Below are 16,317 nucleotides of genomic sequence, written 5' to 3'. Positions count from 1 at the left end.
CCTCGATCCCCCGCTTTCTGCACCCATATCCATGCCCACGGCCATCAAACACACAACTAAACATAACAGACCACAACCAAACAGGTGCGTCAATCCCCCGGACCCCCCGAAGCTGGGTGATCCCTGTGAACTTCCCCTCACATTAGCGCGACGATACAAGGACAAAAGCACCCGCTCGATCACAATCAAACAAAGAACATCAACCCAACGGTTCAATTCTTGAACGAATCGGCGTAGGTTCCGGGCAGTTCAGTTCGCGCAACGAAGCGAGTACCCCCATGACTTACCTCGCCGACGGGCTCCGGCTCCCCACGAACGGGCTCGACTACACGATCCTGGCGATCTACTTCGCCGTGGTGCTGGGCATCGGCTTCGCCGCCCGGCGCTCGGTCAAGACGTCCCTCGACTTCTTCCTCTCGGGCCGTTCGCTGCCCGCCTGGATCACCGGCCTCGCGTTCGTCGCGGCCAACCTCGGTGCCACCGAGATCCTGGGCATGGCGGCCAACGGCGTCCAGTACGGCGCCTACACCGTGCACTGGTACTGGATCGGCGCCATCCCCGCCATGGTCTTCCTCGGCCTGGTGATGATGCCCTTCTACTACGGCTCGAAGGTGCGCTCCGTCCCGGAGTTCCTGCTGCACCGCTTCGGACCCTCCTCGCACCTGCTCTCCTCGATCATCTTCGCGGTGTCGTCCGTCCTGATCGCGGGCGTCAACCTCTACGCGATGGCGATCGTCCTCCAGGCGCTGCTCGGTTGGCCACAGTGGGTGGCGATCGTGGTCGCGGGCGCCTTCGTGCTGGTGTACATCACCGTGGGCGGCCTGTCCTCGGCGATCTACAACGAGGTGCTCCAGTTCTTCGTGATCCTCGCCGCGCTGATCCCGCTGACCATCGTCGGCCTGAAGCGGGTCGGCGGCTGGGACGGCATGAGCGACAAGCTCACCGCCACGCACGGGGACGACTTCATGAGCGCCTGGGGCGGCACCGGCATCGGCTCGGCCAACCCGCTCGGCGCGAACTGGCTCACCATCGTGCTCGGCCTCGGCTTCGTGATGAGCTTCGGCTACTGGACCACCAACTTCGCCGAGGTGCAGCGGGCGCTGTCCGCCAAGAACCTCTCCGCGGCCCGGCGCACCCCGCTCATCGCCGCCTTCCCCAAGATCCTGATACCCATGGTCGTGGTGGTCCCCGGCCTGATCGCGCTGGTGATGGAGCCGGCCATCGGCACCGAGCACAGCGACCTGACCTACAACGACGCCATCCCCGTCCTCATGCGCGACCTGCTGCCCAACGGGGTGCTGGGCATCGCCGTGACCGGGCTGCTCGCCGCGTTCATGGCCGGTATGGCGGCCAACGTCTCGTCGTTCAACACCGTCTTCACCAACGACATCTGGGCGGCGTACCTGAAGAAGGGCCAGAGCGACCGGCACTACCTGCTCACCGGGCGGGTCGTCACCGCCGTCGGGGTGCTGATCGGCATGGGCACGGCGTTCATCGCGTCCAGCTTCAGCAACATCATGAACTACCTCCAGACGCTGTTCTCGTTCTTCAACGTGCCGCTGTTCGTGGTGTTCATCATCGGCATGTTCTGGAAGCGCACCACGGCCGCCGCCGGGTTCTGGGGGCTGCTCTCCGGCACCGTCGCCGCGATGGTCAACTACTTCTGGTTCTACAAGCAGGGCGTCATCGACATCCCGAGCGATCAGGGCGCCAACTTCGTCTCCTCGATCGTCGCCTTCGTGGTCGGCGCGGTGGTGATGGTGGTGATCTCCTACGCCACGAAGCCCAAGGCCGCCGAGGAGCTGGCCGGTCTGGTGTACGGCACCAGGTCGCCCGGCATGACGGAGCCGCCGGCCGCGGGCGACGAGGCGTGGTACCGCAGGCCCGCGCTGCTCGGCTGGGGCGCGGTCGTGCTGGCCGCCGCGTGCTACGTGCCGTTCTCGTTCTGAGCGGCCACCGCGCCAGCCCTGGCCCAAGCGCCGCCCCGACCCTCCACACGCCTCGCACACCGAAGGACGTAAGCACCATGTCTGACGACCACGTCAACCGAACAGACGGCGCGCCGGACGGCGCCGTGCCACCGGAGACCGAGTACCAGCACGAGGTCAGCCAGCTCGAGAAGCGCTCCGCGACGGCCGCGCGGCTCTTCGACATCCGGCTGATCATCGGCGGGCTGTTCGTGATCTACGGGGTGATCGTCACGATCGCCGGCATCACCGCCTCCGACGCCGACCTGAAGAAGGCCCAGGACATCAACATCAACCTGTGGACGGGACTCGGCATGCTCGTCCTGGGGCTGCTGTTCCTGCTGTGGCTCAAACTCCGCCCGACCCCGCCGGCGCCCCCGTCGGTGCACGACCAGCCGTCGTCCTGACGGCCGCGGAGGGCACCGGCCCCGGCAGCCGGCGGCCCGGACTACCGGGCGCCCCTGCCGGGGCCGGTGTCCTCCGGCCGGCTGCCCGCCCGGTCGAGCAGGCCCGTGCGGGCGGCCAGCGCCGCCGCCTCGAGGCGTGAACCCACGCCCAGCTTCATCAGGACCCGCTGCACATGCGTGCGCGCGGTGGACGGCGCGATGCCCATACCCGCCGCGATCAGCCGCGTCCCCTCCCCGTCGGCGACCCGCACCAGGACCTCCACCTCGCGCGGGGTGAGCATCCCCAGCAACCGCTGGCCCTCGTCGTCCGGTTGGGCCACGGGGTTCAGCAACTCGGCGAAGGCGCCCTGCAACAGGGTGGGGGCGATCGCCGCCTCCCCGGCACGGGCCTTCATGATCGCCCGTTCCACGCCCTCGATCCGCTCGTCGTGGCGCACGTAGCCGCTGGCGCCCGCAGCGAACGCGGCGGCGATGCCGCGCGGTGACGGGACCGGGCCGAGCACCACCACCGCCACCGTCGACCGATCCTGCTTGATCTTCACCACCGGATCGAAGATCCCCGGCCGGTCCGGTGCGGCGGTGCCCAGCAGGCAGACCTCCGGCGCACGGTTGATCACCAGCTCCGCCGCCCCGGCGGCGGGTGCGGCGGCCGCCAGCACCCGGTGCCCGCGCAGTTTGAGCGCCGAGGCAAGCGCCTCGGCGTGAAGTCTGTGGTCATCCACCACCACGAGTCGCACCGCCGCCATGAGCAACCCCCCAGTCCCCTCCGCACCGAGCCGGCGCCCCGGCCAGGTCGGTAAACACCCCAACCCCCCGTCGTCCATCTCGGGAAACTACACGCCTGTTCGACATTGCGCTCCCCCACCGGCGAGATCGCCGTGTCGCCGACCGAAATCCTCTCCTTCGCCCCCCTGTCGCTCGTCGTTCCGGCCACCCTCCCGCGAACAGCCACCCGACCCGCGAACACGCAGACGACCCCGCCCGAGAGGGGGCGGGGTCGTCGGGTCGTGCTGCCGGTCACTCGGTGCGGGCGGTCACAACCCGCACCTCCGCCGGACTAGTCGGCGGCGAAGCCGAGCACCGTGTAGTTCTTCTCGTCCGCGGAGAGCGGCTTGCTGATCAGCTCCTTTCCGAGGAACAGCCGCCCGTCGGCGTACCAGATCTCCGCCGAGTCGGGGACCATGCTCATCAGCGCGTCGAGCACCGTCTGCGACGCAGGAGTCTCCAGCAGGGTGGTCTGCTTCGACGTCTTGGTGTTGATCGTCACGATCTGCGAGCCCTTGTCGTACGGGCCGTCCTTGTAGGCGAGGACGTTGGAGCCGTCCATCCGCACCGGGAACATCGTGTACTGGTCGCCCGCGTCGAACCGGTCACCGGTGGACTTGCCGGTGGCCAGGTCGAACGACACGATCTCGTTGGTGTTGCCGTACTCGCCGCCGCCCTGGTGCTGCTCGGTCGGCACGTACACCCGGTTGTTGCCGACGATGATGCCGTGGCAGTCGTGGACGTGGTTGACGTCGCAGTCGTGGCTGTACTTGCCGTCCGGCAGCGTGATCTTCGTCAGCAGCTTGCCGCTGTCGTCGAGCGAGAACACGTCGGTGACACCGCTCGCGGTGATCTCACCGGAGTCCACACCGAAGACGACGGGCTTGGTGGAGATCACCTTGGCGTTGTCGATGCCGGCGGGCAGCTTGTACGACCACTTCGGGTTGCCGTTGCTGGGGTCGAGCAGCTGCACTTCCAGTTTCGGGTTGTCGTAGTCGCCGCACTGGCGGACCGCGACCAGCTGCTCACCGCCCCGGTAGCCATCGTCCTTGCAGGTGTCGGCGGCCTGCGGGGACCACAGCAGCTTCCCGGACTTCAGGTCGAAGGCGGCGCCGCCGTCGGTGTCACCGCCCAGGGCGACCGTGTTGCCGCTGATGCTGGCCTCTTCGAACCGGGCCTTGTCGTCGCCGTTGTCGACCTGCTTGGTCCACAGCTTCTGGCCGGTGTTGAGGTCGATGGCGGAGATCTTGCTGCACGGCTGGACGTCGTGCGCGCCCTTGACCTTGGCCTCCTCGTAGATGACCGCGGTGATCCCGTCGTCGGTGACCTCGGGTGCGCTGCCGCAGGTCTGGCCGTCCAGCGGCATCTTCCAGGTCTGCTTGCCGGAGTCCGTGTCGTAGCCGATGATCTCGTTCAGGCCGGCCTTGGCGAACACCTTCTTGTACAGCCAGGACCCGGGCACCGAGTACACGGCGTCCTTGGGAACCTCGGGCTGGGGCACCTGGAAGAGGACCTTGGCCGACGTGTTGCCGGGCACCTTCTCCGCACCGCCGCTGCCCTGGCCGCCGCTCCCGCCGTCCTTGCCTTCCTTGCCGCCGGAGCCGCCCGAGCCGCCCGAGGACGACGATGCCTCGTCCTTCTTGTCGTCGGACCCGGACTTGGAGTACCAGATGCCGCCACCGACGATCAGCGCGATCGCGACGACCGCCGCGACGATGATCACCAGCTGGGAGTTGACCTTCTTGCCCGGGGACACCGCCGCCTGCGGCGCCGTCGGCGACTGGTAGCCGCCGTAGTTCTGCTGCTGGCCCGGGTAGCCGTAGCCCTGCTGCTGACCGGGCTGGACCGCGGGCTGCGCGAAGACGGTCGGCTGCTGGGCCACGGAGGCGTCCTGCGGGGAGCCCTGTGGGGAGCCGTAAGCGGGCTGTCCCTGCGGCTGCGCCGGCGGCTGGCCGGGCGGCGGTGGCGTCTGCGGGGGTGCCGCGGGCGGCGGGGGCGTGCCCTGGCCGGCACCCGGCCCGGGGTAGCCGTACCCGGGCCCCTGCTGCTCCGGGGGCTTGGCGAAGTCGGGCGGGGTGGATGGCGGGCCCTGCGGCGGTGCGGGCGGCGGCTGCGGGGTCCCGTAGCCCCCGGGCTGGGGGCTCTGCGGGGTGCCGTAGCCCCCCTGGGGCGGGCCGTTGGGCGGCTGAGGCGGCTGGGTCATGGCGGTCACCTTCGGAAACGGGCTTCGGAACGGGTCGGGGACGACGCCCGGGGCCCGCGGGGACGCGGGCTCACCGGAGCGTGGGTGCAGTCACTTGCCGAAGGCCATCATGAGTTTCTCCTGCGCCTTGTCACTGCCGGTCAGCTGGGTGGTGGAGATGACGAAGCGGCCGTCCACGTAGGCGATCTCCGCCGAGTAGAAGCCGTTCTCGATGTCCGCGGTGCTCGCGGGGTGCTGGAGCAGCTTCGTCGGCTTGTGGCCGCCGCTGGTCGGGATCGACAGCACCGCGCCGCCCGCCTCGTACGTGGGCTTCTGGTAGGCGATGACGTTGCCGCCCTCCACCCGCAGCGGCAGCATGCTGCTCTCGGCGGGCGCCTTCACGCGCCAGCGCTCCTTGCCGGTGTCCAGGTTGACGGCGACGATCTCGTTGGCGCCGGTGTCCGCCTCGGTGGGCAGGTAGAGGGTGTCGGCGTCGGCAGCCGTGCCGTTACAGCCCTGTAGCTCGGACTCGATGATCGACATGGGGCAGTCGGGCGAGAAGCTCTCGTTGATGTCGACCTGCGAACGCGTCGTACCGCTGCCGTTCTTCAGCGTGCTGATGTTCCACTGCTTCTTGTCCTCGTTGGTGAGGTAGAGGACGACGGGGCTGGTGGAGTAGACGCGCTTGAGGGACCAGCCCTTGGGGATCTCCTTGGTCCACTTGGTCTTGCCGGTGTCGGGGTCGAGTTCCTCCACCCGCTCGTGCTCGGTGTCCTTCCCCGCCGAGCACCCCATCGACAGGAGCACCTTGGAGCCGCCGGTGAAGGCCTGCGGGAAGCAGACCCCGTCCTCCTCTTCCTTCTTGGTCCACAGCTGGTGGCCGTCGCTCATCGACAGGCCGGTGCCGGACTGGGAACGGCCGACTATCAGCGTGTTCTTGGAGATGTACATCTCCAAGCTCAGCGAGCTGTCGAACAGTCCCTCTTCCTTGATGTTCCTGGTCCAGCCCTTCTCACCGGTGTTCAGGTCGACTTCCACCAGCTGGTTGCACTTGGCGGTGTCCTTCACGCCCTCCTTGTAGGCGACGACGATCTTGCCGTCGGCGGTCGCCTGCTTGGAGGTGGCGCAGATCTCCTGAGGGAAGGTGATGGGCTCCCAGGCCTGGCTGCCGTTGGCCACGTTGTAGCCGAACAGCTGCTTGTACGCGGCCTTGGCGGCGATCTTGTCGGTGACCCACATGCCGTTGGCCTCGGCACCGTTGCCGGGCGCGTCGGGCGCCCCCTTGTACCAGAGCACCTTCGCCTCGCCGGGCTGGCGGTCGGCGTTGAAGTCCTCGGGGTCGTCGCCCCTGCTGCCGCCGTTGCCGCTGCCGTCGCCCTCGTCGGCCGACGCCGAGGGGCCGGGCGAACTGGTGTGCTTGGCGACCGGCTTGTCGTCGTCCCCGCCGCTGGTGACCGCCCACACCACACCGCCGGCCACCAGTACGAGGGCCACCGCCGCGCCGATGAGCACCGCGGGCTTGCCCTTGAAGGGGTTACGGCCGCCACCGCCGGGGCCGCCACCGGGCACCGTCGGGTACTGCTGCTGAGGCGGGTAGCCGTACTGCGGCTGGGTGTAGGGCCCGGGCTGCTGCTGCGGGGCGTACGGGCCCGGCTGCTGCGGCTGGCCGAAGCCGCCCGGCTGCTGGGGCGGGCCGAACCCGCCCGACTGCTGCGGGTAGCCGTAACCCGGCTGGCCCGCGGGCGGCGTGGGCGGTTGCTGGGGGTACCCGTAGCCGGGCTGGCCCGCGGGCTGGGCCGGCGGCTGCTGGGGCGGCGGCGGGGGTGTGCCGTGCGGCGGCGGGTCCTGCGGAGCTCCGAAGCCGCCCTGGGGCGGTTGGTTGGGTGGCTGAGTCACAGCGCTCCCCCTCTTTCACTGAAATCTCGCCTCGCCGGCCCCCGCTGTGACCCGCGTGTCCTGACGTGCTGGAGGTGTCCCGCTGGATACCCTCTAGCCCTTGAGGCACCCCCGAGGGGACCACGGCGCTGGTTTTCGGCATGCCTGACGGGTCTCGGACATGTCCCGAGGCCGCCTTTCTATCACTTGGTCGCCCTAGCACACCTGGCCGGTCCATGCCCTGTTCCCAAGGGCGGACCGGCCCGTGATGGCACTGTTACGCGGTTTTCACGCATCCTTCGCGATCAGAAAGCGGGGGCCTCTCATCCGGCTTCACCCAACTCGTCGGCGAGTTCCAGCCAGCGGTTCTCCAACTCCTCGCGGCGGGTGACGAGTTCCCTCAGCTCGCCGTCGAGCACGGCCACCTTCGCGAAGTCGGTGGCGTGATCGGCGATCTGCGTGTGCAGCGCCGTCTCGTCCTGCGAGATCTTGTCCAGCTGCCGCTCGATCCGCTGGAGTTCCTTCTTCGCGGCGCGCGCCTCGGCGGCGGAGACGGCCTTCTCCTTCTTCGCCGGCGTGGCCGCGGGCGCCGGGGCGGCCTCCTGGAGCATCCGACGGCGGCGTTCCAGGTACTCGTCGACGCCGCGCGGCAGCATCCGCAGGGTCCGGTCGCCGAGCAGCGCGAACACCCGGTCCGTGGTGCGCTCGAGGAAGAACCGGTCGTGGGAGATCACGACGAGGGTGCCGGGCCAGCCGTCGAGCAGGTCCTCCAGCTGGGTCAGGGTCTCGATGTCCAGGTCGTTGGTGGGCTCGTCGAGGAAGAGCACGTTGGGCTCGTCCATCAGCAGCCGCAGCAGCTGCAACCGGCGCCGCTCACCACCCGAGAGGTCGGCGACGGGCGTCCACTGCTTCTCCTTGCCGAAGCCGAACGTCTCGCAGAGCTGCCCCGCCGTCATCTCCCGGCCCTTGCCAAGGTCGACCCGCTCGCGTACCTGCTGCACCGCCTCCAGCACCCGCAGCCCCGGATCGAGTTCGTGCACCTCCTGCGAGAGGTAGGCGGGCCTGACCGTCTTGCCCACCACGATCCGGCCGCCGGCCGGCTGTCGCTCGCCGTCGCTCGCCGCGGCCTCGGTCATGGCCCGCACCAGCGATGTCTTGCCCGCGCCGTTCACGCCGACCAGGGCGATGCGGTCGCCCGGTCCGAGCTGCCAGGTCACCCGCTCCAGCAGCGTCTTCGGACCGGCCTGGACGGTGATGTCCTCCAGGTCGAAGACGGTCTTGCCGAGCCGGGACGAGGCGAACTTCATCAGTTCGCTGGTGTCGCGCGGCATCGGCACGTCCTTGATCAGCTCGTTGGCGGCCTCGATGCGGAAGCGCGGCTTGGACGTGCGCGCGGGCGCGCCACGGCGCAGCCAGGCCAGCTCCTTGCGGATCAGGTTCTGCCGCTTGGCCTCCTCGCTCGCCGCGATGCGCTCGCGCTCGGCACGCGCGAAGACGTAGTCCGAGTAGCCGCCCTCGTACTCGAAGACGGTGCCGCGCTGCACGTCCCACATGCGGGTGCAGACCTGGTCGAGGAACCACCGGTCGTGCGTGACGCAGACCAGGGCGGAGCGGCGGGCGCGCAGGTGCTCGGCGAGCCAGGCGATGCCCTCCACGTCCAGGTGGTTGGTGGGCTCGTCGAGGACGATCAGGTCCTGCTCGGCGATGAGCAGCTTGGCGAGCGCGATGCGCCGGCGCTCGCCGCCGGACAGCGGGCCGATGACGGTGTCCAGGCCGTGCGGGAAGCCCGGCAGGGCGAGGCCGCCGAAGAGGCCGGTCAGCACATCCCTGATGCGGGCGTCGCCGGCCCACTCGTGGTCGGCGAGGTCGCCGATCACCTCATGGCGGACGGTGGCCGCCGAGTCGAGCGAGTCGTGCTGGGTGAGCACGCCGAGCCGCAGCCCGCCACTGTGCGTGACGCGGCCCGTGTCGGCCTCCTCCAGCTTGGACAGGATGCGGATCAGGGTCGTCTTCCCGTCGCCGTTGCGCCCGACGACGCCGATCCGGTCCCCTTCCGAGACCCCGAGGGACACCGAGTCGAGCAGTGCACGCGTGCCGTACACCTTGCCTACGGCCTCGACATTGACCAGATTGACGGCCACCAGCACTCCTGACCCGACGCTGCGGTTTGATCGATCAGCGTTCCAGGTTACGGGACCCGGACGCCCGGGGTGCGCCCCGTGGGGGCGCGGGGAACTGCGCGACCAACCCCGACGAGACCGTCGGGTCGTCATCGGCCCGAAGGGGCTGTCTCCGTCGTATCCGGACCACCGGCCGGTGGGGGCTTGTCGCGCAGTTCCCCGCGCCCCTTTATAGGCGCCTTTGGCGCCATCCCAGGGGCTCACGGCACCCCGGCCCACCTATTAGGGGCGCGGGGAACTGCGCGACAGGCCCCGACGAGACCGTCGGGTCGTCACCGGGCCGAAGCGGACGCTTTGGTCACCGTCGCCCCCGCCGCAGGCGAGGAGGCGACCCGTACGGCGCGGCACGTGCCGGAGTCCTGTAGTGCCGCCGCGACGGCCGGCGCCGTGGCGGCGTCCGTGAGGAACGCCGTGGTCGGGCCCGAACCGGACACCAGTGCGGCGAGGGCGCCCCCCTTGGTGCCGGCCGCGAGGGTGTCCGCGAGGGCGGGGTACAGGGAGAGCGCCGCCGGCTGAAGGTCGTTGCTCACCGCGGCGGCCAACGCCGCCGCGTCACCGTCCCGTAGCGCCCGGAGCAGCGCTTCGGAGGCCACCGGCGCCGGCACCGGACGGCCCGCCGCGGCGGCGAGGCGGTCGAACTCGCGGTACACGGCGGGGGTGGAGAGACCGCCCTCGGCCAGGGCGAACACCCAGTGGAACGAGTCACCGACCGGCAGCGGTCGCACCTGCTCGCCGCGTCCGGTGCCCAGCGCCGCCCCGCCGATGAGGCTGAAGGGCACGTCGCTGCCGAGTTCGGCGCAGAGTTGCAGGAGTCGGGCGCGGGACAGGCCGGTGTCCCAGAGCGCGTCACAGGCCAGCAGGGCCCCGGCACCGTCCGCGCTGCCGCCCGCCATGCCGCCGGCGACGGGGATGTTCTTGTCGATGTGGATGTGCACGGCGGGCGCGCGCCCGGTCCGCTCTGCGAGCGCCGTCGCGGCCCGCGCGGCCAGGTTGCCGCCGTCCAGGGGCACCTCGGCGGAGCCGGGCCCGTCGCAGGTCAGCCGTAGTTCGTCGGCGGGGGTGACGGTGATCTCGTCGTAGAGGCCGACGGCCAGGAAGACGTTGGCCAGGTCGTGGAACCCGTCGGGGCGCGCGGGCCCCACGGCGAGCTGCACGTTGACCTTGGCCGGGACCCGGACGGTCACGGCCGGGGTCTTGGGGTTCCGGTTCACCACGTACTCCGCATCCGGGCTGCCGCCCTGTACTCCGCCGGGCGCCGGTCCCACACGGTCGACGCCCGGTCCCTTCCGGTCGCCGTTCGCCACGGCACCGTCACCGTCACCGTCAAGGCTGTTCCGGCTGCTGGTCCGACCGGCCCGGCCGTTGTTCGGCGATCCGGGCGAACTCCGCCACGGTCAGCGACTCACCGCGCGCCTGGACCGGCACACCGGCGGCGACCAGGGCCGCCTCGGCCGCCGCCGCGGATCCGGCCCAGCCCGCCAGGGCGGCCCTGAGCGTCTTCCGCCGCTGCGCGAAGGCCGCGTCGACGACCGCGAAGACCTCTTGCCGGGAGGCCGTCGTCGCCACCGGCTCGGTCCTGCGGACCAGCGACACCAGGCCGCTGTCCACGTTCGGCGCCGGCCAGAAGACCGTACGGCCGATGGCACCGGCCCGTTTGACGTGCGCGTACCAGCCGGCCTTGACCGACGGGACGCCGTACACCTTCGAGCCGGGGGCCGCGCAGAGCCGGTCGGCGACCTCGGACTGGACCATGACCAGGACGCGTTCGATGCTCGGGAAGATGTCGAGCATGTGCAGCAGGACGGGCACGGCGACGTTGTAGGGGAGGTTGGCGACGAGGGCGGTGGGGGGCGGTCCCGGCAGCTCGCGCACGTGCAGGGCGTCGGCGTGCACCAGCGCGAAGCGTGCGGCGCGCTCCGGCAGCCGGGCAGCGACGGTCGCGGGCAGCGCTGCGGCCAGCGCGGCGTCGATCTCCACGGCCGTGACGCGGTCCGCCGCCTCCAGCAGTGCCAGGGTCAGCGAGCCGAGCCCCGGCCCCACCTCCACCACCACGTCGTCGGGCCGTACCTGGGCGGTGCGGACGATACGGCGGACCGTGTTGGCGTCGATCACGAAGTTCTGGCCGCGCTGCTTGGTGGGGCGGATACCGAGTCCGGCGGCGAGTTCGCGGATGTCGGCGGGGCCGAGGAGGGGGTCGGGGCGGGTGGGCGTCACGGGCCCAAGCCTACGGCCGGCGGGGTCGGGGGCCCGCCGGCCGGGTGGTCGGCCCGGGGTGCCGTCGGTCGACGGCACCCTCGTGAGGTCGTGGGGGTGCACCCTCGTGAGGGTCGTGAAGGTGGCCGTTACCCCGTCAGGTGGCGCCCGCAGACCGGCCAGGGTGCCGCGCCGCGCCGGGCGTAGAGGAGCTTCGCCAGGCGCGTCTGCTCGCCCGGGGACGCGTCCTGCGGACGGCCGATGCCGCCGAGCCCACGCCAGGTGCCGATGTCGAACTGGTACAGCCCGCCGTACTTCCCGGACGGGTCGACCGCTCTGGCCCGGCCACCGGACTCGCAGCGCGCCAGCGCCGCCCAGTCCAGGCCGTCGACGCGCCCGGGCACGCCGGGACCGGTCTCCTTGCGTGCCGGGGACCAACCGGATCCCGAGCCGCTCGCCCGGGCGCCGCCGCCACCGTCCGGTGCCGGCGGTTTCGTGCCCACCCGCAGGTGCTCGGGGCGTGGCCCGCGTACCACTTCGGACGCGAGCCAGCGCAGCGGCTGGGGCACCCCGTCGACGGTGCGGGTGGCGTAGGTGACCCGGCGGACGCCGGGGTGGCCGGCGCGTGCCACGATCTCGGTGCCGCGCGGCAGGCCGGGGTCCGCGGTCCGGCGCACCGGGTACGGGATGGTCTCGGAACGTACCTTGCGGCCGATCCGGATCCGGGTGACGGCGATGGTCTGCCCGTCGTGCGGGAAGCTGCCGGCCGCCATGGACAGGGTGTCCCTGCCGTGCAGCCGGATGCCGGCCGCGCGGACGGCCGCCGCTGCGCTCGCGGCGTTGGTGTGCAGGGTGCGGGTGCGGCCGTCGGCCCGGACGTGCACGGTGCGCTCGGTGCGTACCTGCAACGTGAGGCCGGTGCGGGCGATGGACCGGGACCGGGACACAGACACGTACGCGCCCTCGGGGCGTACCCCGAGGACGCGTAGTGCTCCGTCGACCGTGTGCGCGGTCGTCCACACGTGGCGGCGGCGGCCGTCGACGGTGATCCGCAGCGCGCGTGCGTGGCGCACGGTCACCTCGTCGCCGTCGGACAGCGGGGCGTCGGGTGTGGGTGCGACCACGTCGTGGGTGCCGACGACGACCCCCTCGTCGTCGAGGAGCTCGGCGACGTCGTCGGCGAACGTATGCAGTATGTGCGGCTTGCCGTCGATACTGAGCTGCACGGACTTGTCATGGGCCACGAATGCCGTCGTGCCGCCAGCGAGACAGGCCACGACCAGCGCCTGCGGAAGCAACCGGCGCAGCGGTTCGCGCCTGACGACCCCGGCGCGCCCGGCGCGCGACCCGCGTGACGTGCTCCGTCCCGAGCGGGCCTCGCCGTGACCGGTGTGCAGCTCACCGTGGACGGTCCTGGCTTCGCCGTGGCCGCCGTGGCCGCCGGAGCGCGCCGCGTCCCGGCCGGCCCGCCGGGCGGCCCGTCCCTGGGCCCCGCACACGGCCCGCGCCGCGCTCAGCGCCCCGCGCGCCCCGCGGATCCCCGTCACTCCGCGCCCCGCGCACAGCGGCCTACGGCGCGCCCCGTCCTCGCGCTCCTCGTCAGGGCACCCGTCCTCGCGCTCCTCGTGAGGGCGCCCGTCGTCCGCATCCTCGTGCCGGCGTCCTTCGTCCGCGCTCGTCTCCCGGTCGTGCGCTTCGGGCTCCTGCCCGGTCCCGGTCGCGGCGGTGCCCGTCTCCGGGGCGCCCGTCTCCCGGCTGCCCGTCTCCGGGGCGCCCGTCTCCGGGGCGCCCGCGCCGGTGCGGACCGCCGTGCCCTCGGGCCGCCCGGTGAGGCCCCCCGTACCCTCAGGCCCTTCGGTGGCGTCTGGCACGGCGGCGTCCCGCTCGCCGTCTGGTGGACCGATCGGCGTGTCGATCGGTCTCTCGCTGCTGCTCGTGGTCATGCAACGCTCCAGGTGAGTCCGGTCTGGTGGACCGAAACTAATGAGCGTTGGTCACTCTCCCAAGCAAGTCGATCACTCCGTGTCGCGGATCGCTCCCACGAATGGCCGCATCCACGCGTTTCGTACCGTAATCATTCAGTAACCGAAAGCACGGGCGGTATTGGCGGATACGGCCGTCGACAGCATCTCCTCGGAGACACCCTTCACCTGAGCCATGGCGCGCACCGTGATCGGAATGAGATACGGAGCGTTCGGCCGTCCGCGGTACGGCGCCGGGGTGAGGAAGGGGGCGTCGGTCTCGACGAGGACGAGGTCGAGCGGGGCGACGGCGAGCGCGTCACGCAGCGGCTGGGCGTTCTTGAAGGTGATGTTGCCGGCGAAGGACATGTAGTAGCCGTGCGCGGCGCACTCCTCGGCCATCGCGGCATCGCCCGAGTAGCAGTGGAAGACGGTGCGCTCGGGCGCGCCCTCTTCCTTGAGGATGCGCAGCACGTCGGCGTGGGCCTCGCGGTCGTGGATGACCAGGGCCTTGCGGCGCCGCTTGGCGATCTCGATGTGGGCGCGGAAGGAGAGCTCCTGGGCGGCCCGGCCCTCGTCCCCGGTACGGAAGTAGTCGAGACCGGTCTCGCCCACCGCTCTGACCTGGTCGAGCCCGGCGAGCCGGTCGATCTCGGCCAGCGCCTCATCCAGCGCGGCGGCACCTCCACCCGGCCGCTCCCCCTGCCGTGACCAACCGTCCGGGTCGCCGTGCACGATCCGCGGCGCCTCGTTCGGATGCAGGGCGACGGCGGCGTGGATGGCGTCGTGGGCGGCCGCCGTCTCGGCCGCCCACCGGGAACCGGTCACGTCGCAGCCGACCTGGACGAGGGTGGTGACCCCCACCGCCGCGGCCTTGGCCACCGCCTCGTCGACCGTTCCTGGCTGCATGTCCAGGTGGGTGTGCGAGTCGGCGGCCGGCACCGTCAGTGGCTCGGGCGGCGGTGGCGGGGAGTTCCGCGCGGCTGTTTCTTTCGCGGATTTCGCGGATTTCGCGGGCATGTCCCCGATCCTACGAAGCCAGCGCGCGGCGCTTCACCCGGCAGTCCGGCCACCTGGCCCCTCAGCGCGCCCGGCGCGCCAGGTGCAGCGTGCGCAGCAGGTGCGACGCGTGCCACAGGTCCCGCCCCGCCCGGCCCGGCCGGCCGGCTCCGCCCTGCTGCGCGCCCTCGTCGGTCGCGCCGCCGCCCGCGGCTCCGGTGTCACGCGGGGCGCGCGTCGAGCCGCCGGGCCGGCGGGCCTGCATCGACTCGAGCACCGTGGAGACCCGTCCCGGGCGCATGATCCGGACGACATGGCCTTCGCAGTGGCCGCAGGTGGGACGGCTGAGCGGCGAGGGCACCTCGCGTCCTTCGGCCCTGTAGACGACGACCTCAGCGCCACGGGCGTCGACACGGTGCTCTATCTCGTACGACTGTTCCCAGCCATGGCCACACCGCAGACAGGCGAACGAGTACGACTCGTGTCCGACCCGGGTGCCCGTGGACGCCCGGCCGGTGACGGGGGGTGCGGTGCCGGCGCCGGTGCCCTTGCGGGCGCCGCTGTCCGTGTCGGTGGTGTGGCGGCCGGTCCCTGTGCTCTCACTCATGCCAGCTCCTCATGTCTGCTGGACGAGCACTTCCGGGGCCGGAATCCCCGCCTTCCCCGGCCCCCACGAAGTGCGGGGACGAAGCGTCCCTCCGCAGTCCAGTGGACGCCTTCCGACGGCGTGGACGCATCAGGCCTGTCGAGTGTTGAAGGGGATTTGGCCATTCACTAGAAATCGGTAGTGAATATGCCGAAAACCGCCTGGTGCGCGGCGCTTCCTTTTGCTTTTCACGATAGTCCTTTGGGGCGCTGCGGAGCGCTTCGAGCCGCGTTCTTTGCGGCCACCACGGCGTCGAAGACCTCGCGTTTGGGTAGCCCCGCCTCGGCCGCCACGGCGGCGATCGCCTCCTTGCGCCGCTCCCCCGCCTCCTCGCGCACCCGCACCCTGCGCACCAGCTCGTCCGGGTCCGCGCCGGCGCCCGCAGGGGCCGCACCGGCGCCCTCCACCACGATGGTGATCTCGCCACGGGCGCCGCCCTCCGCCCACGCCGCCAGCTCGCCGAGGGTGCCGCGCCTGACCTCCTCGTAGGTCTTGGTCAGCTCCCGGCAGACGGCGGCGCGGCGCTCGGCGCCGAACGTCTCGGCCATCGCGGCGAGGCAGGCGGCCAGCCGGTGCGGCGCCTCGAAGTAGACGAGGGTGCGGCGCTCCGCTGCCGCCTCGGCGAGCCGGGCCCGCCGCTCGCCGCCCTTGCGGGGCAGGAAGCCCTCGAAGCAGAACCGGTCGACCGGCAGCCCGGACAGCGCAAGCGCGGTGAGCACGGCCGACGGGCCGGGCACCGCGGTGACCCGGATGTTCCGTTCGACGGCGGCGGCGACGAGCCGGTAGCCGGGGTCGGAGACCGACGGCATGCCCGCGTCGGTGACCAGCAACACTCGGGCGCCGCCCTCGAGCGCCGCCACCAGGTCCGGGGTGCGGGCCGCCTCGTTGCCCTCGAAGTACGACACCACGCGCCCCGCGGGCCGCACCTCGAGTGCCTGGGTGAGCCGGCGCAACCGGCGGGTGTCCTCGGCGGCGACCAGATCGGCGCCGGCCAGTTCGGCGGCCAGCCGGGGCGGCGCGTCCGCCATGTCGCCGATCGGCGTCCCTGCGAGCACCAGCACACCCCCCGACGTGCGGGAATCGTCCCCCGAGCGGTCCCGGGAGCCGGCCGGAGCGGCGTCCGGCGCGGTGTGCGGGTACGG

Annotated in this window: 12 protein-coding genes; 2 read left to right on the top strand and 10 right to left on the bottom strand. The window is 71.5% G+C overall.

What is annotated here, in order from left to right:
• Window positions 1-278: 278 nt before the first annotated feature.
• Window positions 279-1,949, top strand: coding sequence for a sodium:solute symporter family protein (locus tag NQO67_RS14150; RefSeq protein ID WP_255950263.1), 1,671 nt, complete (start codon window positions 279-281; stop codon window positions 1,947-1,949).
• 77 nt (window positions 1,950-2,026) lie between these two features.
• Window positions 2,027-2,374: a hypothetical protein gene (locus NQO67_RS14145; protein WP_255950262.1), complete on the top strand. Its 348-nt coding sequence runs from the start codon at window positions 2,027-2,029 to the stop codon at window positions 2,372-2,374.
• A gap of 41 nt (window positions 2,375-2,415) precedes the next feature.
• Here the strand turns inward: NQO67_RS14145 and NQO67_RS14140 are convergent, their stop codons facing one another.
• The 10 genes from NQO67_RS14140 to rsmI all read right to left on the bottom strand — a co-directional run bounded on the left by NQO67_RS14140 (window position 2,416) and on the right by rsmI (window position 16,236).
• Window positions 2,416-3,120 (bottom strand): response regulator transcription factor, encoded by a 705-nt coding sequence (locus tag NQO67_RS14140; protein WP_255950261.1) that lies wholly within the window; start codon window positions 3,118-3,120, stop codon window positions 2,416-2,418.
• Between the two features lie 311 nt (window positions 3,121-3,431).
• On the bottom strand, window positions 3,432-5,342 hold the full coding sequence (locus tag NQO67_RS14135) for an outer membrane protein assembly factor BamB family protein (RefSeq protein WP_255950260.1): 1,911 nt from the start codon (window positions 5,340-5,342) through the stop codon (window positions 3,432-3,434).
• 90 nt (window positions 5,343-5,432) lie between these two features.
• Window positions 5,433-7,217: an outer membrane protein assembly factor BamB family protein gene (locus tag NQO67_RS14130; protein WP_255950259.1), complete on the bottom strand. Its 1,785-nt coding sequence runs from the start codon at window positions 7,215-7,217 to the stop codon at window positions 5,433-5,435.
• A 302-nt stretch (window positions 7,218-7,519) separates the two neighbouring features.
• Complete coding sequence (locus tag NQO67_RS14125; RefSeq protein ID WP_255950258.1) at window positions 7,520-9,337, bottom strand: ABC-F family ATP-binding cassette domain-containing protein; 1,818 nt, start codon at window positions 9,335-9,337, stop codon at window positions 7,520-7,522.
• Window positions 9,338-9,648: 311 nt separating this feature from the next.
• Window positions 9,649-10,587 carry a 4-(cytidine 5'-diphospho)-2-C-methyl-D-erythritol kinase gene (locus tag NQO67_RS14120; RefSeq protein ID WP_255950400.1) on the bottom strand — a complete coding sequence of 313 codons (939 nt, stop codon included), beginning with the start codon at window positions 10,585-10,587 and terminating at the stop codon, window positions 9,649-9,651.
• 112 nt (window positions 10,588-10,699) lie between these two features.
• Window positions 10,700-11,590 (bottom strand): 16S rRNA (adenine(1518)-N(6)/adenine(1519)-N(6))-dimethyltransferase RsmA, encoded by an 891-nt coding sequence (rsmA, locus tag NQO67_RS14115; RefSeq protein WP_255950257.1) that lies wholly within the window; start codon window positions 11,588-11,590, stop codon window positions 10,700-10,702.
• 128 nt (window positions 11,591-11,718) lie between these two features.
• Window positions 11,719-13,512, bottom strand: a complete 1,794-nt coding sequence (locus tag NQO67_RS14110) for a resuscitation-promoting factor (protein ID WP_255950256.1) — start codon at window positions 13,510-13,512, stop codon at window positions 11,719-11,721.
• 135 nt (window positions 13,513-13,647) lie between these two features.
• Window positions 13,648-14,550, bottom strand: coding sequence for a TatD family hydrolase (locus NQO67_RS14105; RefSeq protein ID WP_255950255.1), 903 nt, complete (start codon window positions 14,548-14,550; stop codon window positions 13,648-13,650).
• A gap of 61 nt (window positions 14,551-14,611) precedes the next feature.
• On the bottom strand, window positions 14,612-15,136 hold the full coding sequence (locus NQO67_RS14100) for a hypothetical protein (protein WP_255950254.1): 525 nt from the start codon (window positions 15,134-15,136) through the stop codon (window positions 14,612-14,614).
• Between the two features lie 227 nt (window positions 15,137-15,363).
• The gene (gene rsmI / locus NQO67_RS14095) at window positions 15,364-16,236 is read right to left on the bottom strand and encodes a 16S rRNA (cytidine(1402)-2'-O)-methyltransferase (RefSeq protein ID WP_308295664.1); all 873 of its coding nucleotides are present in this window, start codon (window positions 16,234-16,236) and stop codon (window positions 15,364-15,366) included.
• Between the last annotated feature and the right edge of the window lie 81 nt (window positions 16,237-16,317).

The organism is Streptomyces odontomachi (assembly GCF_024435355.1).
GTDB classification, from domain to species: domain Bacteria; phylum Actinomycetota; class Actinomycetes; order Streptomycetales; family Streptomycetaceae; genus Streptomyces; species Streptomyces odontomachi.
Note: the sequence above shows the minus strand (reverse complement) of the source record. Positions and strands in the feature narration are given on the sequence as shown.

Excerpts from the sequence above, each read along its gene's own strand:
- NQO67_RS14150 (WP_255950263.1), top strand. The coding sequence starts at position 279 with ATGACTTACCTCGCCGACGGGCTCCGGCTCCCCACGAACGGGCTCGAC.
- NQO67_RS14145 (WP_255950262.1), top strand. The coding sequence starts at position 2,027 with ATGTCTGACGACCACGTCAACCGAACAGACGGCGCGCCGGACGGCGCC.
- NQO67_RS14140 (WP_255950261.1), bottom strand. The coding sequence starts at position 3,120 with ATGGCGGCGGTGCGACTCGTGGTGGTGGATGACCACAGACTTCACGCC.
- NQO67_RS14135 (WP_255950260.1), bottom strand. The coding sequence starts at position 5,342 with ATGACCCAGCCGCCTCAGCCGCCCAACGGCCCGCCCCAGGGGGGCTAC.
- NQO67_RS14110 (WP_255950256.1), bottom strand. The coding sequence starts at position 13,512 with ATGACCACGAGCAGCAGCGAGAGACCGATCGACACGCCGATCGGTCCA.
- NQO67_RS14105 (WP_255950255.1), bottom strand. The coding sequence starts at position 14,550 with ATGCCCGCGAAATCCGCGAAATCCGCGAAAGAAACAGCCGCGCGGAAC.
- NQO67_RS14100 (WP_255950254.1), bottom strand. The coding sequence starts at position 15,136 with ATGAGTGAGAGCACAGGGACCGGCCGCCACACCACCGACACGGACAGC.